The 21,648-nt window shown below is 66.0% G+C and carries 21 protein-coding genes; 10 read left to right on the top strand and 11 right to left on the bottom strand.

Annotated features, from left to right (window positions below):
* Nucleotides 1–211: 211 nt before the first annotated feature.
* From ubiT to ACT7B3_RS00730, 3 genes are all read left to right on the top strand, one after another.
* The gene (gene ubiT / locus ACT7B3_RS00720; RefSeq protein ID WP_444678755.1) at nucleotides 212–694 is read left to right on the top strand and encodes a ubiquinone anaerobic biosynthesis accessory factor UbiT; all 483 of its coding nucleotides are present in this window, start codon (nucleotides 212–214) and stop codon (nucleotides 692–694) included.
* Nucleotides 695–732: 38 nt separating this feature from the next.
* Complete coding sequence (locus ACT7B3_RS00725) at nucleotides 733–2,844, top strand: adenosylcobalamin-dependent ribonucleoside-diphosphate reductase (RefSeq protein WP_445156532.1); 2,112 nt, start codon at nucleotides 733–735, stop codon at nucleotides 2,842–2,844.
* A gap of 75 nt (nucleotides 2,845–2,919) precedes the next feature.
* On the top strand, nucleotides 2,920–3,666 hold the full coding sequence (locus ACT7B3_RS00730) for a ribonucleoside-diphosphate reductase (RefSeq protein WP_444678753.1): 747 nt from the start codon (nucleotides 2,920–2,922) through the stop codon (nucleotides 3,664–3,666).
* A gap of 102 nt (nucleotides 3,667–3,768) precedes the next feature.
* Here ACT7B3_RS00730 and ACT7B3_RS00735 read toward each other — a convergent pair whose 3' ends face one another.
* The 11 genes from ACT7B3_RS00735 to ACT7B3_RS00785 all read right to left on the bottom strand — a co-directional run bounded on the left by ACT7B3_RS00735 (nucleotide 3,769) and on the right by ACT7B3_RS00785 (nucleotide 15,584).
* Entirely contained in the window at nucleotides 3,769–4,365 is a 597-nt protein-coding gene (locus ACT7B3_RS00735; protein ID WP_445156533.1) for a DUF6448 family protein, read from the bottom strand.
* A gap of 172 nt (nucleotides 4,366–4,537) precedes the next feature.
* Nucleotides 4,538–5,734 (bottom strand): helix-turn-helix domain-containing protein, encoded by a 1,197-nt coding sequence (locus ACT7B3_RS00740; protein ID WP_445156534.1) that lies wholly within the window; start codon nucleotides 5,732–5,734, stop codon nucleotides 4,538–4,540.
* Nucleotides 5,735–5,752: 18 nt separating this feature from the next.
* Complete coding sequence (locus tag ACT7B3_RS00745; protein ID WP_444678751.1) at nucleotides 5,753–6,502, bottom strand: anaerobic ribonucleoside-triphosphate reductase activating protein; 750 nt, start codon at nucleotides 6,500–6,502, stop codon at nucleotides 5,753–5,755.
* Between the two features lie 55 nt (nucleotides 6,503–6,557).
* Nucleotides 6,558–6,722 (bottom strand): anaerobic ribonucleoside-triphosphate reductase, encoded by a 165-nt coding sequence (nrdD, locus tag ACT7B3_RS00750; RefSeq protein WP_444678750.1) that lies wholly within the window; start codon nucleotides 6,720–6,722, stop codon nucleotides 6,558–6,560.
* Nucleotides 6,723–6,757: 35 nt separating this feature from the next.
* On the bottom strand, nucleotides 6,758–8,488 hold the full coding sequence (locus tag ACT7B3_RS00755; protein ID WP_445156535.1) for a ribonucleoside triphosphate reductase: 1,731 nt from the start codon (nucleotides 8,486–8,488) through the stop codon (nucleotides 6,758–6,760).
* Nucleotides 8,489–8,687: 199 nt separating this feature from the next.
* The gene (locus tag ACT7B3_RS00760) at nucleotides 8,688–9,602 is read right to left on the bottom strand and encodes a U32 family peptidase (protein WP_445156536.1); all 915 of its coding nucleotides are present in this window, start codon (nucleotides 9,600–9,602) and stop codon (nucleotides 8,688–8,690) included.
* Nucleotides 9,603–9,610: 8 nt separating this feature from the next.
* Nucleotides 9,611–10,606 (bottom strand): ubiquinone anaerobic biosynthesis protein UbiU, encoded by a 996-nt coding sequence (gene ubiU / locus ACT7B3_RS00765; protein WP_445156537.1) that lies wholly within the window; start codon nucleotides 10,604–10,606, stop codon nucleotides 9,611–9,613.
* A 222-nt stretch (nucleotides 10,607–10,828) separates the two neighbouring features.
* Entirely contained in the window at nucleotides 10,829–11,980 is a 1,152-nt protein-coding gene (locus ACT7B3_RS00770; RefSeq protein WP_445156538.1) for a methyl-accepting chemotaxis protein, read from the bottom strand.
* A gap of 639 nt (nucleotides 11,981–12,619) precedes the next feature.
* Nucleotides 12,620–13,792: an NO-inducible flavohemoprotein gene (hmpA, locus tag ACT7B3_RS00775; protein ID WP_445156539.1), complete on the bottom strand. Its 1,173-nt coding sequence runs from the start codon at nucleotides 13,790–13,792 to the stop codon at nucleotides 12,620–12,622.
* Nucleotides 13,793–13,998: 206 nt separating this feature from the next.
* Nucleotides 13,999–15,216: a cytochrome D1 domain-containing protein gene (locus tag ACT7B3_RS00780; RefSeq protein ID WP_444678746.1), complete on the bottom strand. Its 1,218-nt coding sequence runs from the start codon at nucleotides 15,214–15,216 to the stop codon at nucleotides 13,999–14,001.
* Nucleotides 15,217–15,230: 14 nt separating this feature from the next.
* A complete protein-coding gene (locus ACT7B3_RS00785; protein WP_445156540.1) occupies nucleotides 15,231–15,584 on the bottom strand; it encodes a c-type cytochrome in 354 nt (117 codons plus the stop codon).
* A 266-nt stretch (nucleotides 15,585–15,850) separates the two neighbouring features.
* Between ACT7B3_RS00785 and ACT7B3_RS00790 the strand changes: the two genes are divergently transcribed.
* From ACT7B3_RS00790 to ACT7B3_RS00820, 7 genes are read left to right on the top strand one after another with little or no spacing between them, the layout of a single operon-like run.
* Nucleotides 15,851–16,324 carry an AsnC family transcriptional regulator gene (locus ACT7B3_RS00790; protein WP_444678744.1) on the top strand — a complete coding sequence of 158 codons (474 nt, stop codon included), beginning with the start codon at nucleotides 15,851–15,853 and terminating at the stop codon, nucleotides 16,322–16,324.
* A complete protein-coding gene (gene ahbB / locus ACT7B3_RS00795; protein ID WP_444678743.1) occupies nucleotides 16,321–16,842 on the top strand; it encodes a siroheme decarboxylase subunit beta in 522 nt (173 codons plus the stop codon). The genes ACT7B3_RS00790 and ahbB (ACT7B3_RS00795) overlap by 4 nt, the downstream gene beginning before the upstream one ends.
* Complete coding sequence (locus tag ACT7B3_RS00800; protein ID WP_444678742.1) at nucleotides 16,839–17,321, top strand: AsnC family transcriptional regulator; 483 nt, start codon at nucleotides 16,839–16,841, stop codon at nucleotides 17,319–17,321. Before ahbB (ACT7B3_RS00795) ends, ACT7B3_RS00800 begins: the two co-directional genes overlap by 4 nt.
* Nucleotides 17,296–17,841 (top strand): siroheme decarboxylase subunit beta, encoded by a 546-nt coding sequence (gene ahbB / locus ACT7B3_RS00805; RefSeq protein ID WP_445156541.1) that lies wholly within the window; start codon nucleotides 17,296–17,298, stop codon nucleotides 17,839–17,841. Before ACT7B3_RS00800 ends, ahbB (ACT7B3_RS00805) begins: the two co-directional genes overlap by 26 nt.
* A gap of 28 nt (nucleotides 17,842–17,869) precedes the next feature.
* Nucleotides 17,870–19,069 carry a heme d1 biosynthesis radical SAM protein NirJ gene (gene nirJ / locus ACT7B3_RS00810; protein WP_445156542.1) on the top strand — a complete coding sequence of 400 codons (1,200 nt, stop codon included), beginning with the start codon at nucleotides 17,870–17,872 and terminating at the stop codon, nucleotides 19,067–19,069.
* 57 nt (nucleotides 19,070–19,126) lie between these two features.
* Nucleotides 19,127–19,978, top strand: coding sequence for a uroporphyrinogen-III C-methyltransferase (gene cobA, locus ACT7B3_RS00815; protein WP_444678737.1), 852 nt, complete (start codon nucleotides 19,127–19,129; stop codon nucleotides 19,976–19,978).
* Complete coding sequence (locus ACT7B3_RS00820; RefSeq protein WP_445156543.1) at nucleotides 19,975–21,501, top strand: cytochrome D1 domain-containing protein; 1,527 nt, start codon at nucleotides 19,975–19,977, stop codon at nucleotides 21,499–21,501. The genes cobA and ACT7B3_RS00820 overlap by 4 nt, the downstream gene beginning before the upstream one ends.
* The last annotated feature ends 147 nt before the right edge of the window (nucleotides 21,502–21,648 follow it).

Consider the following 21,648-nt stretch of genomic DNA (forward strand, 5'->3'; position numbering starts at 1 on the left):
CGAATTGCAACCCCTTGGACGTAAAAAAATCCAGATATGGTCGCTTGATCGTCCTGGTTGAACTATATATGGTACGCAGACCCCGGCAGGGGCGTTAGCAGGAGCTTGACGCATATCAGTGCAGACAGGCCGCGTCGAGCTTAGGATGATCGGTCCGCCGGCCGCACAGGCCGCCATCGATTCCATCGGTTCGACCCCTCGGAGAGTTGCGATGTTTCCGTTGTCCCTGTCTCGCTTGCCGCGCCCGCCTGCCCCGACTCGCCTGATCCGCGCCATCGACCCCCGCGTGCCGCTCACGCTGAAGCGCCAGGTGATCGAGCCGCTGCTCAACCGCACCTTTGCCGAGCCCCTGCTCGAAGGGGAGTTCGACGCCCTCGAAGACCGCCGCATCAGCCTCCATGTCGAAGACCTGGGGGTCGTGCTGACGCTGACGCTGGTGGACCAGCGCTTTGCGCTGACCCGCGAGGCGGGCGAAGCGACTATTCGTGGCGGCTGGCGCGAGTTCCTATGCCTGGCGACCCGGCGCGAGGACCCCGACGCCCTGTTCTTCCAGCGCCGGTTGGTGATCGAGGGCGATACCGAGCTCGGCCTGACGGTCAAGAACCTGTTGGACAGCCGCGAAGAGGGGCTGGCTCAGGGATGGCTGGGTGAATGGCTGGTGCGCTTCGAGCGCATGGCGCGTCAGGATCGCTGACTACTGAAACTTTTTGACCCTTCTGGAGATCCCCTGAAATGAGTGCTTCCACCAAGGCCGTCAAGACGTCCCTAGAGGTGCCGATGCAAACGCCTTCCCGCGATATCTGGGATGCCAAGTATCGCCTTAAGGACCGTCACGGGCGGCCCGTCGACAAGGACGTGGCGGCGACCTGGGAGCGCGTGGCGCGGGCCCTGGCGACGGTGGAAGGCGACAAGGCCGCCGAGTGGCTGCCCAAGTTCCGCTGGGCGCTGGAGAACGGCGCTATTCCGGCCGGGCGGATCATGTCCAACGCCGGCGCCGAGGACTACAAGCCCGCCGTCAGCCTGATCAACTGCACCGTCTCGCGCACCATCCGCGACTCCATGCACGATATCCTCTCCTCGGTGGTGGATGCCGGCATGACCCTCAAGGCGGGCTGCGGCATCGGCTACGAATTCTCCACCCTGCGCCACAAGGGCGCCTTCGTGTTCGGCGCCGGTGCCGGCACCAACGGCCCGCTGGCGTTCATGGATATCTACGACAAGATGTGCTTCACGGTGGCCTCGGCGGGCGGTCGCCGCGGCGCCCAGATGGGCACCTTCGACGTCGGCCACCCCGACGTGCGCGCCTTCATCGAGGCCAAGCGCGAAGCCGGTCGGCTGCGCCAGTTCAATCTCTCGCTGCTGATCACCGACGAGTTCATGGAGGCGGTGAAGAACGACGCCGACTGGCCGCTGGCCTTCCCGCTGCACGCCGGCGAGAAGGATGACGTCAAGCCCGAGGACCTGATCTACCGCGACTGGCCGGTGGTCGAGGAGGGCTACACGGTGGACGCCGAAGGCCGCGTGGCCTGCCGCATCGTCGAGGTGATCAAGGCCCGCGAGCTGTGGGACACCATCATGCGCTCCACCTACGACTTCGCCGAGCCGGGCTTCATCCTGATCGACCAGGTCAACCGCATGAACAACAACTGGTTCTGCGAGGAGATCCGCGCCACCAACCCCTGTGGCGAGCAGCCGCTGCCGCCGGAAGGCGCCTGCCTGCTGGGCTCGGTCAACCTGACCCGCTTCGTCATCGACCCCTTCGGCAAGAAGCCACGCTTCGACTGGGAGCGCTACCGCCAGGTGGTGGCGATCTTCACCCGCATGCTCGATAACGTGGTCGAGATCAGCGGCCTGCCGCTGCCCGGCCAGCGCCGCGAGATCGAGGCCAAGCGCCGTCACGGCATGGGCTTCCTCGGCCTCGGCTCGACCCTGACCATGCTCAAGATCCCCTACGGCTCGGCCGAATCGCTGGCCTTCACCGAAGAGGTGAGCCGCAACCTGGCCATCGAGGGCTGGAAGCAGGCGCTGGAACTCTCCCGCGAGAAGGGCATGGCGCCGATACTCGCCGAGGACTTCGAGATCACGCCGAAGATGATGCGCGAGCGTCCGGAGCTGGCGCAGGACGGCTACGAGATCGGCGACAAGGTGCCGGGGCGCATCCTGCACGCGCGCTACAGCCGCTACATGCAGAAGGTCGCCGAGGTGGAGCCGGAGCTGGTTGCAGCGCTGGCCGAGCACGGTGCGCGCTTCACCCACCACAGCTCCATCGCGCCGACCGGCACCATTTCGCTGTCGCTGGGCAACAACGCCTCCAACGGCATCGAGCCGTCGTTCTCGCACCGCTACTTCCGCAACGTCATCCAGTCGGGCAAGAAGACCAAGGAGCAGGTGGAGGTGGTCTCCTTCGAGCTGGCGGCCTACCGCCACTTCATCGCCAGCGACGCAGTGGAGAGCGACCTGCCCGACTATTTCATTACCGCCGACGCGGTGACCCCGCCGCAGCACGTGGCGGTGCAGGCGGCGGCCCAGGCGTGGGTCGACTCGGCGATCTCCAAGACGGTCAACGTGCCCACCGAGTTCCCCTTCGAGCAGTTCAAGGATCTCTACCTGGACGCCTACCAGAGCAAGCTCAAGGGCTGCACCACCTTCCGCTTCAACCCGGAAGCGTTCCAGGGTGTGCTGGTGCGCGAGGACGACCTCAAGAACACCACCTACGTGTTCGAGCTGGAGAACGGCGAGACCATCGAGCTTTCCGGCGACGAGAAGGTGGTTTACGACGGCGAGGAGCACAACGCAGCGAACCTGTACGACGCGCTGAAGGAAGGCACCTATGGCAAGTGGTAGAGAGGGTTCGCTCGTGACGGTCGTGAGCGGCCGTTACCCAAGCGTCAACGCACAACTTTCCGCAGGAGCCCCGTGATGGCCGTCGAAATTAAGTCCAAGATCGTTTCCTACAGCGTCAAGAAGGCGGTGCAAGAGGCGCCGCTGGCCGACGAGAATCCGCTCACGGTACGCATTCCCTCGCGCCCGGAAGGAACGCTGGAGGCCGTCTCCGAGAAGATCTCCTACGTCGGCGCCGAAGGCCGCAAGAAGGTCTACCTGCTGGTCTCCTTCATGCCGGTGGAAGGCGTGCTCGACGGCAAGCGGGTAGTGATCGAGCGCCCGGTGGAGTTCTTCTTCCCCTCCGGCCAGCTCTCCAGCGAGCACCAGTGGATCACTGCCACCATGCGCAGCCTGTCGCTGGCCGCCCGCGGCGGGTACGTCACCCAGGCGGTGGCCGACCTGCGCAAGGTGGCCTGGGACAAGGGCCTGGTACGCTGCGGCATGAACCGCTGGGGCAAGCCGATGTTCCACGACTCCGAAGTGGCCGCCATCGCCTGGTCGATCCAGCAGATCCTCTACCGTCGCGGCTTCCTCGACCAGGACGGCAACCAGGTGCCGGTGGAGGAGCTGGTGCGCCGCTACGCCCACCGCCTCACCCACGGCCACCCCTGGCAGCCGCCTAGCCCCGAGGAAGAATCCCGTACGGCACCGCCTGTCCAGGGTGTAGAAAAGGGTGACGGCCCTACCGTGGTGGGCCACTGCCCGGAGTGTCGCGGCGAGCTGATCATGATGGATGGCTGCCCGACCTGCTACGCCGGCTGCGGCTGGTCGAAGTGCGGCTGAGTCGCTGACGTCGACGGGCGCCTGCTAGGGAGAGGCCGCTATGCGAAGCATAGCGGCCTCTTGGTTTTCAGGCGGGCTGCCGGGCAATCGAAAGGCTGTTGGTCAGTGCGCGTGGCCACTGCTGTTACCGGCAATGACGTTATGCACGTCCTCCAGGTAGTGCACGTAATGGACATAGTGTTCGACGAACTCCCGGCCCCGCTCGGGATCGTCGCCCGCTTGTTGTTTGGCGGCCAGCGTGGCCTCGAAGGCGGCGCGGGCATTCCGTTCGAATTTTTCCACGATGCGCGCCAGGAACGCATCGATTTCGCCTTCTTCCAGGGCCTTGTCAGCCAGCTGAACCGCCGGGTCGATCTCTCCGGCCGGCTTGATGCCGGTAAAAGGCGCCCCTTCATAGGCGCGGTGGATTTCGACCAGCGTGGCAAAGAACTGCTGATCGGCCAGTTCCTGAGCGTTATCACCGAGCGCACGCACGTCTAGGGTCTTGGCGAACATGGCCTCGAGTTCTGCCTCATCCTCGGCGGGAACCCACTTGAGCACCGGGGTGATATCCCCAGAGTTCAATGCAGTTCGTGCTTCGTTGATGACGGGCCCGTCGAGGGCATCGCAATGGGCCATGGCAGTACCGGAAAACGACAGAGCCAGCGCCGTGGTGGTAATGGCAAGCTCCTTGCGCAAGGGAAGGCGGCGGATAATCATGAGGCAAGCTCCTGTGGTCATGTGGGCAGCCGGTCTTGTACGTTGGCTGTGGTGACATGCTACAGGCTTGCCGGGGCCTGCCTCGTTCGTTCTTCGGCACTTGAACGTTTCAAAAAATGATTTTTTAACAATGAGTTAATGGTTCGTTTGAGCGAAAGCCCAGAGTCTAACCTCACGAAGCCTTCGAAGCCTTCGAAGCCTTCGAAGCCTTCGAAGGCTCGACAGCCTCAGCCACTGCCTGCGGCGGCCGGGCACGAAACTCGCTCGGCGTCATGCCCGTCGTACGCTTGAAGGCCGTATTGAACACGGATTTCGAATTGAAGCCTGAGTCGTACATCACCTGCAGGATGGTCTGATCGGTATCGGCAAGGAGCCGCCTGCGCGCTTCAGCGATACGGTAGGCGCTGATGAACTCGAAGAAATTCTTGCCGCGTCCCTGATTGATTGCCCGTGAAAGCTCCCGCGCCGGTATGCCTAGCTGGCGGGCGAGCTGGCTGACGGTCAGGTTGGCGTCGAGGTGGGGCTTGGCCTGCTGCATATGGCACTCCAACCGTGCCAGCAGCTCGGCATCGGCCGGAGCCTCCATAGACGCTTCCTCGCGACTGGCAAGCAGGCGGGATTCCTCCGCGCTGAGCCCGGAAAACACGATGGGCTGACGGAGCGCATGGATCAACAGGTAATTGATGAACAAAAAGCCCGTCACACCCCCGGCTGCCGACACCCATTGAACGCTGGCATCGCTTTTCCATACATGGGCCGTCAGGCAGTAGACGAGGCTCACGCTCCATACCACGGCATAGCCCAGCAGCAGGGCGCGTAGCCAATTCAGCTGCTTGTAGTCGATATTGGAGAAGATTTGCCGCACATTCACGCCGAACGTCTTGATCGCACCGATGGTCGCGACCAGATAGCCGAGAAAGACCAGGTGAATGGCGGCAGCCATGAGTGGCGAGGTCAGCACGCCGGGGTGATCCCTTTCCAGCAGGATCTGGCGCTTCAGCTCGTCGGGTTGCAAATAATACTCAACGACAAAGATGGCCCCAACGACCCAGAAAAGCAGCGTATGGGCCAGATGCTGTCTGCGCAGCTTGAACTCCTGGAACATCAGCGATTGGGCGTAGAGATAGAGCAGGCCAGCCTGCAGCAGGCCAACCAGGGTGCCCAGGTAGGCTAGCTTGAGGAAGCGCTGGGCTAACCCGGTGCTATAGAGAAAGACCTCGGCGAGTCCTGCCGCGAAGGCCAGCACCGTGGCGAGCAGCAGGCGGTTGCTGATCAGACGGAAGTTGGCCGGTATCAGCAGGAAGACCGCCAGCGCGAGCGATTGCAGGATGCTGGTCAGCAGCAGGATATCCGCCAGGTTCAGATACATCGTGACACTCCGGTTCTGTCACTCGCGCAGTTCGATGCGCGCGAAGTGCGGTGCCAGGCGCTTGACCAGCCCGGCGAGCATCGCCCGTGGCGGGGCGTTCTCCACCGGCTGGCAGTAGGCCGGGTCGAGGCACTGGCGGGTACGCGCAACCTGCACCGCATAGTGACGTACGCCGCAGTCGGCCAGGGTCAGTGCCAGCCGCTCTACCTCGGCCAGGTTGAAGTCGCGCCAGTGCACGGTGGTACGGCATTCGAAGGGCACGCCGCTGTCGAGCAGCGCCATCAGGCTCTGGCTGTTGCGTTGCCAGATGCCGGGTCGCCCGCAGATACGGTCGAAGTCGCTGCCGCGCCCCTTCACGTCGAGCCCCACCCAATCGAGCCGTGGCAGCAGTCGGGTCAGCCGCGCCGGGTAGGGGCCGGCGGTGTGCAAGCCGACCTTGAAGCCCATCGCCTTCACCTCGCGCACCGCCGCCGGCAGGGCGTTGTGCAGCGTCGGCTCGCCGCCGCTGAATACCACCGCCTCGAGTAGCCCGCGGCGGCTCTCCAGGAACTCCCGCACCGCCTGCCACTCGCTCTCGTCGCCCCGGCGCGGCGCCATCATGTGGCCGTTGTGGCAGTAGCCGCAGCGCAGCGGACAGCCCTGCAGAAACACCACGCAGGCCAGGTGGTCGGGATAGTCCAGCGTGGTCAGCTGGGTCAGCCCGGCCACCGGCAGGCGAATGCCGTCGAGCGGCGCGAGGGCGGGCGGGTCGAGGTCGGTGGCGATCATCATGCGCTCCAGTGCCGGGCGCAGGGCCCGGCAGCTCAGGTCGGTCGAAAGCTTGTCAGGAGGTCAGGGCGGCGGCGCGCTCGCTGAAGTGGCGGCGCTCGCGGTGTTCGGCGCGCTTGCCGACGTTGAACTGGCTGACCGGGCGATGGTAGCCCATCACGCGGGTCCAGACCTCGCAGCGCTGGCGGTGTTCGGTGGGCAGGGTGTCGCGGTTCGTCATCGCATGATTCCTTCAGGGTGGGTGAGTGGAGCACTTCAGGCCGGCATGGCTGCGGCGCGTCTTGCCAGCAGTGCCTCGTCGCACTTGGGGCAGAACTCGTGTTCGCCGGCCAGGTAGCCGTGCACCGGGCAGATCGAGAAGGTCGGCGTCACGGTGATGTAGGGCAGGCGGAAGCGCGACAGCGCGGTGTGCACCAGCTTGCGGCAGGCGGTGGCGCTGGAGAGCCGCTCGCGCATGTAGAGGTGCAGCACGGTGCCGCCGGTGTAGCGGGTCTGCAGCGGGTCCTGGTGGATCAGCGCCTCGAAGGGGTCGTCGGTATGCCCCACCGGCAGCTGGCTCGAGTTGGTGTAATAGGGCGCCTCCGGCGTGCCCGCCTGCAGAATGCCCGGGTAGCGCTCGGCGTCGGCGCGGGCGAAGCGATAGGTGGTGCCCTCCGCCGGGGTCGCTTCCAGGTTGTAGAGGTGGCCGGTCTCGGCCTGGAACTCTTGCATCCTGGCGCGCACGTGGTCGAGCACCTCCAGGGCGAGCTGGCGTCCTTCGGGGACGGTGATGTCGTAGCGGTCGTCGCAGAAGTTGCGCACCATCTCGTTGAGTCCGTTCACGCCCAGGGTGGAGAAGTGGTTGCGCAGGGTGCCGAGATACCTCTGGGTGAAGGGGTAGAGCCCTTCGTCCATCCACTGCTGGATGCGCTCGCGCTTGAGCTCCAGGCTGTCGCGGCCCAGCGCCAGCAGGCGGTCAAGTTCGTGAAACAGACCCGCCCGATCGCCGGCGAAGCGGTAGCCGAGCCGTGCGCAGTTGAGCGTCACCACGCCCAGCGAGCCGGTCTGCTCGGCGCTGCCGAACAGGCCGTTGCCGCGCTTGAGCAGCTCGGAGAGGTCGAGCTGCAGGCGGCAGCACATGGAGCGCACCATGTGCGGCTCCAGGTCGGAGTTGAGGAAGTTCTGGAAGTAGGGCAGGCCGTACTTGGCGGTCAGTGCGAACAGCCGCTCGGCGTTGTCGCTTTCCCAGTCGAAATCGGGGGTGATGTTGTAGGTGGGGATGGGGAAGGTGAACACCCGGCCCTGGCGGTCGCCGGCCTCCATCACCTCCAGGTAGGCGCGGTTGAGCAGGTCCATCTCCGCCTGCAGCTCGCCGTAGGTGAAGGGCTGCTCCTCGCCGCCGACGATCGGCACCTGGTCGCGCAGGTCCACCGGGCACACCCAGTCGAAGGTGAGGTTGGTGAAGGGCGTCTGGCTGCCCCAGCGCGACGGCACGTTGAGGTTGTAGATGAACTCCTGGATCGCCTGCTTCACCGCGGCAAAGTCGAGGCCGTCCTTGCGCACGTAGGGGGCGAGATAGGTATCGAAGGAGCTGAAGGCCTGGGCGCCGGCCCACTCGTTCTGCAGCGTGCCGAGGAAGTTGACCATCTGCCCCAGCGCGCTGGAGAGGTGGCGCGGCGGGCCGCTCTCGGCGCGCCCGGGCACGCCGTTGAAGCCCTCGATCAGCAGCTGGCGCAGCGACCAGCCGGCGCAGTAGCCGCACAGCATGTCGAGATCGTGGATGTGCAGGTCGCCCTCGCGGTGGGCGGCGCCGACCTCGGCCGGGTAGACCTCGTCGAGCCAGTAGTTGGCGATTAGCTTGCCCGAGACGTTGAGGATCAGCCCGCCCAGGGAGTAGCCCTGGTTGGCGTTGGCGTGCACGCGCCAGTCGGCGCGTTCGAGGTACTCGTTGACGGTCGAGGCGACGTCGATGCGGCGCGGGCCGGCCTGGCTTGTGGGGGCGTTCACCGTAATCTCCCTATATGTGCTGCCGTTTTATTTTCCAAACACAACATATGGTGGTGAAGGCTAGAGGGTGTCAGGTCCAGAGGGAATGACCTGGATCAGGAAAAGGCCAGATGGCGCTCGACCAACGACAAACCCCGCCGGGTGGCGGGGTTTGCAAGGCGGCTTGCAACGGAGTTGGGCGAGGGGGGTAAAAATAGCGTCAGCCGGCGGGCAGGCGTGTATTGTCCATGCCCGGGCGGCCGTGCCAGTAGCCGTCGCACACCTCGGCCTCGACCAGGGCCAGCGGGTCGGCGGCGGGCAGCTCGCCGCGGCGGGCGGCGTCGAAGGCGGCGACCACCTCGGCCATGCCCTCGGCACGGGGGCTCAGGCGCGCCACGCCTACGCCCATGGCGACCATGTCGCTGACCTCGTGGCGCAGGTCCTGGCAGGCGCCGGAGAGGGTCTGGATACCGTTCAGGGTGAACACTTCCTTGGATTCCTGGGAGCGCAGTGCCAGGCCCTCGGGGTACTTCTGGCACACGAACATGCAGCGGTCCTTGGGCTTCTGGTGGCGCCGTGCGGTGAAGCAGCGCGACGACCAGGCCAGCGGCAGGTGACCGTAGGCGAACACCTCGCAGGGCGCATCGAGCCCCTCGGCGGTGCAGTCGGCCAGCAGCCGGGCGAGATCGTCACGCGACATCTCCACCGGCGCCTGCCAGCGCTGCATGCCGGCCCGCGCCATCACGCCGATGGAAGCCGGGTTGTAGAGGTTCAGCGCCGCCCCGGCAACGAAGGGCAGGCCGGCGGCGGCTAGGCGTTGCAGGGCGCTCTGGTCGTTGGCCTCGACCGTGAACTCGCCGTTGTCGCACAGCTTGCGCAGGTCGCGCAGGTCGGCCTCGGACTCGATCAGGGTCTGGCTCGCCAGCACCACCTGCTTGCCGCTCTGGGCCAGCTCGCGGCCGATGCCGAGCCAGTCGTCGAGCTTCATGTCGCGGCGGCGCGAGCAGACGGATTCGCCCAGGGTGACGATCTCCACCGGCCAGTCGGCGGCCTCGCGGTAGAAGTCGGCGTAGCGCTCGCGGGTCCAGTAGAACAGCACCGGGCCCAGGGCGAGCTGCAGGGAATCGGATGACATGAAACCTCCTATTTCCAGCGGCGTTCGTAGGCGCCCAGGGTGGTGGTGGCGCCCTCGGAGACCTCGCCGAGGCCGGCCATCCAGGCGGGGTCGGGGTGGAAGCGCTCCGGCGCGCGCTCCAGGCGGTCCAGCGCCTGGCGCCAGATGCCGGCGACCTTCGACACGTAGGCGGGGCTGCGCTGGCGGCCCTCGATCTTCACCGCGCTGATGCCCAGCTCGCGCAGCTCCGGCAGCAGCTCCAGGGTGTTGAGGCTGGTGGGCTCCTCGATGGCGTGGTAGGTCTCGCCGCCCACTTCGAAGCGCCCCTTGCACAGGGTGGGGTAGCCGGCCCGCTCGCCCTCGCCGTAGCGGTCGATCAGCACGCCGTTGAGGCGCGACTCCAGGCCTTGCGGGGTTTCCTCCCAGCGCACGTGGGCCGCCGGCGAGCAGACGCCGCGGGTGTTGGGCGATTCGCCGGTGAGATAGGACGACAGGTAGCAGCGGCCCTCGGCCATGATGCACAGGCTGCCGAAGGCGAACACCTCGAGCTCCACCGGGCTCTGCTTGGCGAGGTCGCGCACCTGGGTGATGGAGAGCACCCGCGGCAGCACGGCGCGCTTGATGCCGAACTGGTCGTGGTAGAAGCGCAGCGCCTCGTGGCTGGTGGCGGAGCCCTGCACCGAGAGGTGGCGGGGGAGCTCCGGATAGCGCCGGGCGGCATAGTCGAGCAGGCCCATGTCGGCCATGATCAGGGCATCGACGCCGAGCTCGGCGGCCTGGTCCACGGCGCGGGTCCACTGGTGCCAGCCGTCGGGCTGCGGGTAGGTATTGATGGCGCAAAACACCCGCTTGCCGCGAGCATGGGCGTAGTCGATCCCTTCGCGGGCGCGCTTGTCGGTGAAGTTCAGCCCGGAAAACTGACGGGCGTTGGTGGCATTCTGGAAGCCGAAATAGACGGCATCGGCGCCTTCATCCACCGCCCGCTTCAGGGCCGGCAGGTTGCCGGCCGGGCAGACGAGCTCCATGTCGCTCTCCTCGCAGTCTGGATAAACCCGACCATGCTAGTCGACTACCCGTGCAGGGCTTTTGATGCGGGTCATGGCGAGGCGGAATTGTCGTCCCTGCCCACAGTGATACTCGACCTCCTTGTACCTGGAGCCGCATATGGCCGGGTGGAGATCGTCGATATCGATGGTGTCGATATCGACTGCTTCGGCGTATCGGCGGCAGTGAAGGAAAGCTCCTTGTTAGTGTCCTTCGGTGATGGGAACGCGGTCATCGACGGAGCGCCGGCCTTCGATGGGCAGCGTGGCCTGTCGTGTCTCGGGACGATACTTGCGCATGATATAGCGCAGCCGCTTCATCACATCCAGGTTGGCCGACTCCATGCGTGAGAGTGCGTCCATGGCCTCGTCCATCTGACCGGCTCGGAAGTGGGTTACGGCCTCGATGGCGCAGCGGTGGACCTGGCGGTGGGGCATTTCCAAGGCCTGGAAGTCCTGGTCGCTGTAGAACTGCTGGCTGCCAGTGCCCTCGTAGTACCAGCGCCCCAGGGCACACTGGGTTTCATCGGGAAGGTCGGTGACCCCTTTGGCCGATAGCCCCATGAAAATGCGATAGACCTCAAGCTTGATCTCCAGCTCCTCAAGGTTGGCCAACTCGACTTCGCTTAGCATGGCCGAGAAGGCCAGCGCCTGACTGCTCTCGCCGGTCAACCCCAGCAGCTGTTCCGTGCGCTCCATCACCCGGCTGGCCTCGGCGCTCAAACGCTCGGCCTTGCGTGCGTTGTCCTCCATCACGCTATCGACATGGTTGGCCTGACTCAGAATGCTACCGTTGAGCCCACTAATCTCTTCGGTGGCGCCACTGGTCCGCGAGGCAAGTTGGCGAACTTCGGTGGCCACCACGGCGAAGCCTCGCCCGGCATCGCCGGCGCGGGCCGCTTCGATGCTGGCATTGAAGGCCAGCAGCGTCGTCTGCATCGATATCTCGTCGATGACCTTGACGAAGCCGTCGATGTGGCTTGCATTGTCGCGCAGCGAGGTGACCTGCTCGGCGGCGTTGGCAATGCGCTGGTTGAGGGCGCGCAGCTCTCCCACCATGGCGTTTAGGGCTTCCTGGCTGCGCTGGGACTCGCTGGTGGTTAAGTCCGTGGCTTGACGATTACCTATCAGCAGCCCCGAGAGGTCCGAGAAGGATTCGCGCAGCGCCACCAGCGAATGGCCGAATCCGGTGAGATTGGTGAAAAGCTGCTGGTGCAGTCGCTGGTCTGCTTCCAGCGTGTCGATGCGGGCCTGAAGGCGGCTTCGTTCCGCATGCAGTGCGGTCTCGGTATCGGTTTGCTGTTGCTTGCGGCGGCGTATCAGGGGCATACCGGCGACCTGCTTTAGTAAGTTCATGGAATCGCTCTTGTGCTATGAGTGTCATTCTCATAAAGCAAGAGACGTGCCAGTAGAAAAATATTTTTTATAACAGAAACTTAAATCATTTTTGGTAAAAATCACCCTGTCTATAATGGTAAAAAATACCTCTAATGAGTAAAAATTACCTTTTAGTCCCCTGCGATTTCACCTTGATCGCGGGAGACGGTCTCTTTATGAGGTGGTAGCCAAGGTCGTTGCCTTGACTCTCAGGGTGTGTAGGAGAGGGGCAGGGCTTCGAGCTGGCAGTGACGCTTTCCCAAAGCCGTGGTGGCAAGACGGTGGCAGCCGCCAACGACCACTGGCGAGATCGATTTGCTCCAGTCAAACAGGGGCCACGCAGATGTGATTGGTGCGGGATGCCAGGGTCTTGACGGCGCCAGACGCTCAGGACATGTACCGGCTGCGTGCCAAGCGGGCCCCCCCTCCTCAGGAAACCGAGCTCTTTGGACGCCTGGCCGAACAGCAGGATGCCGAAGTACGCCTGCAGGCGCGTGACTTGCGCGGCTCGACATTTACTGAGGCTATCCCCTCAGCCAGTACCTGGATGAAGCGCTATCGGCCCCGTGATGACGGTTGTCATTTCGGGGCCGAGTAGCGTTTTAGCTTTGGTGAGTGTTAGGCAACATCAAGCGGGCGCGACGGACCGAAGTGCTCGTAGTGGCGGCGGCTCTCGTCGATGCCGAGCTCCGCCAGCGCCTTGTCGATCGCGCTCATGAAGCCCTGCGGGCCGACGAAGTAGCAGCGCGGCTTGTCTTCCGGCAGGTAGCGCCGCAGCAGCTCGCGGTCGATGCGCCCGGTATGGTCGGCCGCATCGCCCTGCTCATGGATGGCGACGGCCTCGAGCCGCGAGGGGTGGGCCTTGCGCAGCGCCTCGACCTCCTCGCGGAAGGCATGGTGCCGGGCATCCAGCGCCGCGTGCAGGTAGACCACCTTCCGCCCCTGGGCCAAGGCCTGGCGCGCCAGCGGCAGCATCGGCGTCTGCCCCACGCCGCCACTGACCAGCAGCAGCGGTTCGCTGCCTTCCTTTAGGGTCAGTTCGCCGGCCGGCGGCAGCAGGTCGAGGGTGTCGCCGACCGCCAGCGCGTCGTGCAGGTGGCGGCTGGCGCGGCCTTCGGCCTCGCGCTTCACGGAAATGCGGTAACCGCGTCCGTTAGGGATATCCGACAGGCTGTAGTGCCGATAGACCGGCTCGCCGTCGATCATGAAGCGTATGCCGATGTACTGGCCGGGCGCATGCTCCGCCACCGCGCCGCCATCCTCCGGCTCGAGCACGAAGGACCGGATCACTGCGCTTTCCTGGCGCGTGGCGGCGATGCGGAAGCGGCGCAGGCCGTACCAGCCGCCGGGCTGCTGGGCGAAGGCATCGTAGCGCTGGCGCTCGAGGTCGATCAGCAGGTCGGCCAGTTCCTGGTAGAGCGCGCCCCAGGCGTCGGCGATTTCCGGCGTCAGGGCATCGCCCAGCACCTCGCCGATGGCGGCCATCAGGCATTCGCCAACGATGGGGTACTGGTCGGGCTGGATGCCCAGCGAGACGTGCTTCTCGACCACGATGCCAAGCACGTCCCGTGCCCTGGCGGGGTCCTGGCGCAGCTGCACGTAGGCCAACACGGCGCCGGCCAGGGCGCGCTGCTGGGCACCGCTGTGCTGATGGGCGGCGTTGAACAACGAGGCCACGCTGGGGTAGCGCTCGAACATCAGCGGATAGAAGCGCTGGGTGATGGCGTCGAGGTGCTCGGCCACCACCGGGGCGGTGGCTTCGATGAGTTGTTCTTGCTGTGCATTGAGCATGGCGGTCTCCACTGTCGGGGGGGGTGAGTTTATAATGAGTATGTAAAATGCATGTTATAGAGCTTGCAGCCAAAAGACCAGCGCAGACGCCCGCGGAGCGCGGGCGGCAAGGGCAGCAGGTGTTCCGAAAGGGGAGTGGGCAGAAAGCGACAGGGCGGGAGATCGAAAAACGGCAGCCGGCCATCAAGGCCGGCTGCGGGTGGGTCTCAGAGCCCGATGCGATGCGCGCGATGGGTGAAGAAAATGCCGCTCGGCGATTCGGCGGGCAGCCGTGCCAGCTCTTCGAAGGTGCGGGTGTCGTAGACCACCACCTGGTTGCTGTCGCGGGCCGAGATCCAGATGTGCTCGCCGCGCGGGGTGAACTCCTTGTGCAGGATCGACTCGCCGGGCTCCAGGGTCGCGATCACCTCCAGGGTCTGGGTATCGATGACCTGCACCTTGTCGTTGAGCGGGTGGGCGAAGGTGACCCATACCTGGCGCTCGTCGGGGCGGCTCATGACGAAGATCGGCTGGCCGTGCACTTCGATGCGATGGGTCAGCGACCAGTCCTTGGTGTCGGCCACCAGCACTTCGTTGCGGCCCACGGCGGGGAAGAAGGCCTGGTCGCCGGCCATGGCCCAGCCCTCCAGGTGCGGCATCTTGTAGACCGGCAGGCGCTGCTCGCCCTGGCCATAGTCGGGCAGGATGCGTTTGACGCCGTGCTCCGGGTACCACAAGTCGAGCAGCGCCATGCCGTCCTCGCCGAACAGGCCGGCGATATAGTAGCGGCCGTTGGGCGTGATCAGGGCGTCGTAGGGCATGCTGCCTACGTCGCGGTACTTGGTCAGCTCCGGCTCCTGCGTGGACATGTCGAGGGTCCAGATTTCGCCGGCCTCGAACAGGCTGAAGACGAAGAGATTGCCCGGCACGTCGACCACGCCCACCACCTTGGCCTGGGCCGAGCTGCCGTCGGGGCGCTCGTAGGTGGCCGGTACGTCGATCACCAGCTCCATGGTCTCGGTGTCGAACACCTTCACGCCGCCCGGCTCATAGTTGCCCACCGCCACGAAACGGCCGTCCTGGGAGATGGCGCCGCCGATGCTGTTGCCGCCCTGGATGATGCGCCCATCGATCTCGCCGCTGAGCAGGTCGAGCCGGGTCAGCCCACCGTCGCGTCCGAACACGAAGGCGTAGCGGGCGTCGCGGGTGAACTTCACCGAGGCGTGGGAGAGATCGCCGAAGCCCTCGACATGGCGCAGCACCTCGCGCTGGGAAGTGTTGACCAGCGCCACGCTGCCGGTGGCGCGTTCGATGACGACGCCGAGATCGCCGGTGCCACGCAGCTCCCCGTTCAAGGCGGGGACCTCGGCCAGCGCCTGGCCGGTGGTAAGCAGGGCCAGAACGCCGGCGGCGAAGAGGGACTTCAGCGGGGTCGGGACGGGCATGGGCATCTCCAGAATCAATCGTGTTGCAGCGTTTCCAGGCGGTTGTCGGTGCGCAGGTGCTCGGCGATCCAGCGGGCCTCCGCATCGCTGAGCAGCGCCGACCAGCCCGGCATGGCGCTGCCGGGTATGCCGTGCTGGATGATGTGTGTGAGGGCCTCGGGGCTGAAGCCTTCCATGCGGTCACGCGGCAGCGCCGGACCGAGTCCGCCGCGCAGGGTCATGCCATGGCAGGAACCGCAGTCCTGGTAGAGCAGGGTTTCCAGCTCGGCCTGGCGCTGCAGGTCCGGCGCATCCTGGCGGGGGTCCGCCAAGACGGCCGCGGACGACAGCAGGCCGAGAAACAGGAGGGGCAGAACCGGCAGTTGCATGGGGTGCCTCGCGATGTGACGAACGTGAGCCAATCTCGGGGCCCAGAGCGGGCCGTTGACGCAGTGTTGCGCCGCCAAACCGGCAATGCTTTGACGAACGTCAATGGCGTGGCGAGTAACAGGGTGGGTCGGGACAAAAAGGGCCATTCGCAATACCTCTTTTGACTTGCGTCAACGGCACGGCGGATGGCCGCTTTATGACTTGATGGTGGATGTAAGATACCGCTTAAGATCATGTTTCCCATCGACCCGCCTGGTACCCCTTCATGGCTGCACTCGACGAGCTCGACCGACGCCTCATCGATGCCTTTCAGCGCGACCTGCCGATCTGCGAGCGGCCCTACGCCGCCATGGCCGAACGGCTGGGCGCCAGCGAGGCGCAGGTATGCGAACGGCTGCAGGCCCTGCAGCAGACCCAGGTGCTCAGCCGCGTGGGGCCGGTGTTCGATCATGCCCGCGCCGGGGCCAGCCTGCTGGCGGCGGTCGCCGTGCCCGAGGCCGAGCGTGACGCGGTGGCGACGGTGATCAACCGCTCGCCGGGGGTCAATCACAACTACGCTCGTGAGCACGATTTCAATCTCTGGTTCGTGATGACGGCGGCCGACGAGGCGCAGCTCGACGCACGCCTCGATGCGCTGGAGGTGGAGCTGGGCACGCCGCTGCTGCGCCTGCCGATGGTCGAGGGCTACCACATCGACCTGGGCTTTCCGATTCCCTGGGATGAGCTGGAGGCAGAATGACGACCCTTGCTCCCCTGCCCGTGAGCCGTACCGCACCCGGCGACGCTCAGCGGCTGCGCGCCCTGCTCGAACGCGGCCTGCCGTTGACCGAGCGCCCCTGGCAGGTGCTGGCCGAGCAGTGCGGCATGACGGAAGGCGAGGTCATGGCCTGGGTACGGCGCTGGCAGCAGGAAGGCCTGATCAAGCGCATGGGGCTGGTGGTCAGGCATCGCGCCCTCGGTATCCATGCCAACGCCATGGTGGTGTGGGACCTGCCCGACACCAGCGTGGCCGAGGTGGGCCGGCGCCTGGCCGCCGAGCCGGCCGTCACGCTGTGCTACCAGCGCCCGCGGCGGCTGCCGGCATGGCCCTACAACCTATTCTGCATGATTCACGGCACCCGGCGCGACCGGGTGCTGGCCGCGCTCGACGCCATCGTCGCACGGCACGGTCTGCAGCAAACGCCCCACCGCGTGCTGTTCAGCCTCAAGGCCTACAAGCAGTGCGGCGGGCGCTACACCCGCGAGGATTCCCCATGAGCGCCGAACGCGCCCAGCGGCCTGAGCCGGCCGAGCTTGATGCCGCCGACCGGCGCATCATCAATCGCCTCCAGGACGGCCTGCCGCTGGTGGCCGCGCCCTATGCCGCGGTGGCGGCAGAACTCGCGCTCTCCGAAGGGGAGCTGCTCTATCGCCTCGAACGACTGCTGGAAGACGGCGTGCTGAGCCGCTTCGGCCCCATGTACCACGCCGAGCGGCTGGGCGGTGGGCTGACCCTGGCGGCACTGGAGGTACCGGAAGCCGACTTCGAGCGCGTCACCGCGCTGGTCAACGCCTTTTCCGAAGTGGCGCACAACTACCGCCGCGAGCACCGGCTCAACATGTGGTTCGTGCTGGCTACCGAGACGCCCGAGCGCATCGGCGAAGTGATTGCTGAGATCGAGGCCGCCACCGGCCTTGCGGTGTTCAACATGCCCAAGCAGGAGGAATTCCATGTCCGTCTCCACCTGCCCGTCTGAGCCGCTGGCAGCCGCCGCCGAGGGCGGCCTGGATGCCATCGATCGCGCCATCGTGCTGGCCACCCAAGCCGGCCTGCCGCTGGTACCGGACCCCTGGGCGGCGGTAGGCAAGCCGCTTGGCCTCGACGGCGAGGAAGTGCGCCTGCGCATGCAGCGCATGCAGGAAAGCGGCATGGTGCGCCGCGTGGCCGCGGTGCCCAACCACTACCGACTGGGCTACCAGGCCAACGGCATGACCGTGTGGGACGTGGACGATGCTCATATCGAGCGGCTCGGACGCGCCGTGGCCTCGATCCCGGGCGTGAGCCACTGCTACCGGCGTCCGCGCCACCTGCCGGCGTGGTCCTACAACCTGTTCGTGATGCTGCATGGGCGCAGCCACGACGAGGTCGAGCGCCAGGCCGAGGCACTGCGTGCCCTGCTCGGTGATGCCTGCCGCGACCATCGCATCCTGTACAGCTCACGCATTCTCAAGAAGACCGGCCTGCGGCTTGCACGCCGGCCCGGTCCGCCGCGCTGAGGCTCGCGCCGCGCCAGAGGAGGTTTCCATGTTCCGTGTCACCCGTTACGTCAAGTCGCTGCTCGAGCCCACTCCGGTGCCGCCGGCCCACAAGCCTCCCGGCCCGGTGGTGATCTGGAACCTGATCCGGCGCTGCAACCTGACCTGCAAGCACTGCTACACGGTGTCGGCCGACATCGACTTCAAGGGGGAGCTCTCCACCGCGGAAGTCTTCACCGTGCTCGATGACCTCAAGCGCTTCCGCGTGCCGGCGCTGATCCTCTCCGGCGGCGAGCCGCTGATGCGCCCGGATATCTTCGAGATCTCCCAGCGCGCCCGCGAGCTCGGCATCTACACCGGCCTGTCCACCAACGGCACCCTGATCAACGAGAGCAACATCGAGCGCATCGCCGCCTGCGGCTACGACTACGTCGGCATCAGCATCGATGGGCTGGAAGCAACGCATGATGATTTCCGCCAGCGCCAGGGTGCGTTCCGCGAATCGATGCATGCGGTCAAGCTGTGCAAGCAGCACGGTATCAAGGTGGGCCTGCGCTTCACCCTGACCCAGCAGAACTACGAGCAGCTCGACGACCTGCTGGCGCTGATCGAGGAGCACGATGTCGACAAATTCTACCTGTCGCACCTCAACTACGGCGGGCGCGGCCACCGCCACCGCAAGCAGGACGCCTGGTACCAGATGACCCGCGACGCCATGACCCGGCTGTTCGACCACTGCCGAGCGGAGCTGGAGCGTGGCATCGAGCGCGAATACGTCACCGGTAACAACGACGCCGACGGCCCCTTCCTGCTGATGTGGGCCCGCGAGCACTTTCCCGACCAGGCCGAGGCGTTGGAGCGGCGGCTGATCAACTGGGGCGGCAACGCCTCGGGCGAGCATATCGCCAACATCGACAACCTGGGCACCGTGCATCCAGACACCTTCTGGTGGGACCACGACCTGGGCAACGTGCGCAACACGCCCTTCTCCGAGATCTGGCGCAACACCCAGGACCCGCTGATGGCAGGGTTTCGCCAGCGCCCGCGGCCGCTCAAGGGCCGCTGCGCAGAGTGCCGTTACCTTGCCATCTGCAACGGCAACACGCGGGTGCGGGCCTGGAAGGTGACCGGCGACCCCTGGGAGGAGGATCCCGGCTGCTACCTCAGCAATGAGGAGATCGGCGTCGAAGAGCATCGCCAGCGTCGCGTGGCGGCGCCCTACGATGCCATCCAGAGCGTCGAGCTGTAGACCGTACTTACCGTTACATAGCTAGTAGAGCGTTGACGCTTCGGGGAGAGGCCGACCATGACTACGCATCGCCAATTGCGAAATTTGACCTTCGACCTCGCCGAGGCGCCGCTGGCGCCTGGTGAAGTCGCCATCGTCGGCGCCGGCCCCGGCGACCCTGGCCTGCTGACCCTGCGCGCCCTGTCGCTGCTGCAGCAGGCCGACTGCCTGGTGTTCGACCGCCTGGTGTCCCAGGAGGTGCTGTTGCTGGCCCGCCCCGAGGCGAAGCGCTACTACGTGGGCAAGGCCTCGAGCCACCACGCGCTGCCTCAAGAGGAGACCAACGCCCTGCTGGTTGAGCTGGCCCGCGACGGCGAGCGGGTGGTGCGTCTGAAGGGCGGCGACCCCTACATCTTCGGTCGCGGCGGCGAGGAGGTCGAATACCTGATCGAGCACGGCGTGGGCTTTCGCGTGGTGCCCGGCATCACTTCGGCCTCGGGCTGCTCCACCTACTCCGGCTTCCCGCTGACCCACCGTGATCATGCCCAGAGCGTGACCTTCGTCACCGGCCATGCCAAGGCCGACGGCGAACTCGACCTCAACTGGGCCGCGCTGGCGGTACCGCATCACACCGCCGTGTTCTACATGGGCCTGGCCAACGCCGAGCTGATCAGCACCGAGCTGCAGCGCCACGGCCTGCCTTCCGACCACCCGGTGGCTCTGGTGGAGCGCGGCACCACGCCCGCGCAGCGCCACGTGCTGACCAGCCTGGGCGAGCTGACCCGGGCCATCGAGCGTGAACAGCTGCAGCCGCCGACGCTGATCGTAGTGGGCGAGGTGGTGCGCCTGGCCGAGACCCTGTCACCCGCCATGGCGCGGGCGGCGAGCGCCAGCGACGAGGCGCTGGCGATGGGGAGGGTGGCGCTGTGAAGCCTGTCACGCTGCTTGCCGGGGCCCTGCTGGGCCTCGCGCTTCCCGCCGCGCCGGTGCTGGCCGACGAGCCCGACGCCAACGTGCTCTACAACCACCACTGTGCGATCTGCCATGGCGTCAGCCGCCTGGGGGGCATCGGCCCGGCGCTGCTGCCCGACAACCTGTCGCGGCTGAAGCGCAACGAGGCCGTCGAGGTGATCCGCGACGGTCGCCCCGCCACCCAGATGCCGGGCTACAGCGCGCTGCTCGGCGAGGCCGAGATTGCCGCACTCGCCGAATGGATCTTCGAGCCGCCCGAGGTCGAGCCGAGCTGGACCGACGCGGACATCCTGGCCAGCCACGTGGTCAACCACGCCTACGGCAGCCTGCCCGACGCGCCGGTGTTCGAGGTCGAGGACCTCAAGAACCTGTTCATCGTGGTAGAAATCGGCGACCACCACGTCAGCCTGCTCGACGGTGACAAGTTCGAACGCATCGCCCGCTTTCCCAGCCGCTATGCGCTGCACGGCGGACCCAAGTACACGCCGGATGGTCGCTACGTGTTCTTCGGTTCCCGCGACGGCTGGGTGACCAAGTATGACATCTACAACCTCGAGGTCACCGCCGAGGTGCGCGCCGGCATCAACATGCGCAACATCGCCGTATCCGCCGACGGCAACTACGTGCTGGCCGGCAACTACCTGCCGCATACCCTGGTGCTGCTGGATGCGCGCAACCTCGAGCTGATTGCGTCCATCCCGGTAGAAGGGCTCAACGGCGAAACCTCGCGGGTTAGCGCGGTCTATACCGCGCCGCCGCGCAATAGCTTCGTCGCTGCCCTGCGCGACATCCCTGAGGTGTGGGAGATCCGCTGGCCCGAGGAGCGTGCCGCCGGTGACGAGGCGCTGGTCGGCGACTTCGCCCTGCACCGCATGGAGGCGCCGGACTACCTCGACGACTTCTTCTTCGACATGGAATATCGCTACTTGGTGGGTGCGGCCCGCGGCGGCAAGGGCGGGCAGGTGTTCGACATGGACGAGGAGATCAAGGTCGCCGACCTGCCGCTGGAGGGCATGCCGCATCTGGGCGCCGGCATTACCTGGGAGCTCGACGGCCGCCGCGTCATGGCGATCCCGCATATCGACAAGGGCCAGGTCTCGGTGTTCGACATGACCGACTGGTCGCTGGTCACCCGCATCGAGACCGACGGCCCTGGCTTCTTCATGCGCAGCCACGAGAACTCGCCCTACGCCTGGGTCGACGTCTTCTTCGGTCCCAACCACGATCGCATTCACGTGATCGACAAGCAGAGCCTGGAGATCGTCGAAACGCTGATTCCCGAGCCGGGCAAGACTGCCGCCCACGTGGAGTTCGACCGCCGCGGCGAGACCCTGCTGCTGAGCATCTGGGATGACGACGGCTACCTGCTGTGGCTCGACGCCAACACCCTGGAGGAACTCGGCCGCATGCCAATGAAGCGCCCTTCGGGTAAGTACAACGTCTGGAACAAGACTCAGTATGAAGAGGGCACCAGCCACTGAGGTGCGCCGGGCGGGATGCTGCGGCATTCCCCGCCCGCTTTGATGTACGTCAATGCCAAGATCGCTCCCGCGCAGCACAATAGCCCGCTGCGCGGGGGCGATGCCGTTCCGGCCCCCTCCAGCCGGCCGCCGACGGAGGCAAGCCTG

Source organism: Halomonas sp. E14, from assembly GCF_052568415.1.

Excerpts from the sequence above, each read along its gene's own strand:
- ACT7B3_RS00725 (WP_445156532.1), top strand. The coding sequence starts at position 733 with ATGAGTGCTTCCACCAAGGCCGTCAAGACGTCCCTAGAGGTGCCGATG.
- ACT7B3_RS00800 (WP_444678742.1), top strand. The coding sequence starts at position 16,839 with ATGAGCGCCGAACGCGCCCAGCGGCCTGAGCCGGCCGAGCTTGATGCC.
- nrdD (WP_444678750.1), bottom strand. The coding sequence starts at position 6,722 with ATGACGAACCGCGACACCCTGCCCACCGAACACCGCCAGCGCTGCGAG.
- ACT7B3_RS00760 (WP_445156536.1), bottom strand. The coding sequence starts at position 9,602 with ATGTCATCCGATTCCCTGCAGCTCGCCCTGGGCCCGGTGCTGTTCTAC.
- ACT7B3_RS00785 (WP_445156540.1), bottom strand. The coding sequence starts at position 15,584 with ATGCAACTGCCGGTTCTGCCCCTCCTGTTTCTCGGCCTGCTGTCGTCC.
- ACT7B3_RS00790 (WP_444678744.1), top strand. The coding sequence starts at position 15,851 with ATGGCTGCACTCGACGAGCTCGACCGACGCCTCATCGATGCCTTTCAG.
- ACT7B3_RS00780 (WP_444678746.1), bottom strand. The coding sequence starts at position 15,216 with ATGCCCGTCCCGACCCCGCTGAAGTCCCTCTTCGCCGCCGGCGTTCTG.
- hmpA (WP_445156539.1), bottom strand. The coding sequence starts at position 13,792 with ATGCTCAATGCACAGCAAGAACAACTCATCGAAGCCACCGCCCCGGTG.
- ubiU (WP_445156537.1), bottom strand. The coding sequence starts at position 10,606 with ATGGAGCTCGTCTGCCCGGCCGGCAACCTGCCGGCCCTGAAGCGGGCG.
- cobA (WP_444678737.1), top strand. The coding sequence starts at position 19,127 with ATGACTACGCATCGCCAATTGCGAAATTTGACCTTCGACCTCGCCGAG.
- ACT7B3_RS00730 (WP_444678753.1), top strand. The coding sequence starts at position 2,920 with ATGGCCGTCGAAATTAAGTCCAAGATCGTTTCCTACAGCGTCAAGAAG.
- nirJ (WP_445156542.1), top strand. The coding sequence starts at position 17,870 with ATGTTCCGTGTCACCCGTTACGTCAAGTCGCTGCTCGAGCCCACTCCG.
- ahbB (WP_445156541.1), top strand. The coding sequence starts at position 17,296 with ATGTCCGTCTCCACCTGCCCGTCTGAGCCGCTGGCAGCCGCCGCCGAG.
- ACT7B3_RS00745 (WP_444678751.1), bottom strand. The coding sequence starts at position 6,502 with ATGATCGCCACCGACCTCGACCCGCCCGCCCTCGCGCCGCTCGACGGC.
- ACT7B3_RS00770 (WP_445156538.1), bottom strand. The coding sequence starts at position 11,980 with ATGAACTTACTAAAGCAGGTCGCCGGTATGCCCCTGATACGCCGCCGC.
- ACT7B3_RS00735 (WP_445156533.1), bottom strand. The coding sequence starts at position 4,365 with ATGATTATCCGCCGCCTTCCCTTGCGCAAGGAGCTTGCCATTACCACC.
- ubiT (WP_444678755.1), top strand. The coding sequence starts at position 212 with ATGTTTCCGTTGTCCCTGTCTCGCTTGCCGCGCCCGCCTGCCCCGACT.
- ahbB (WP_444678743.1), top strand. The coding sequence starts at position 16,321 with ATGACGACCCTTGCTCCCCTGCCCGTGAGCCGTACCGCACCCGGCGAC.
- ACT7B3_RS00740 (WP_445156534.1), bottom strand. The coding sequence starts at position 5,734 with ATGTATCTGAACCTGGCGGATATCCTGCTGCTGACCAGCATCCTGCAA.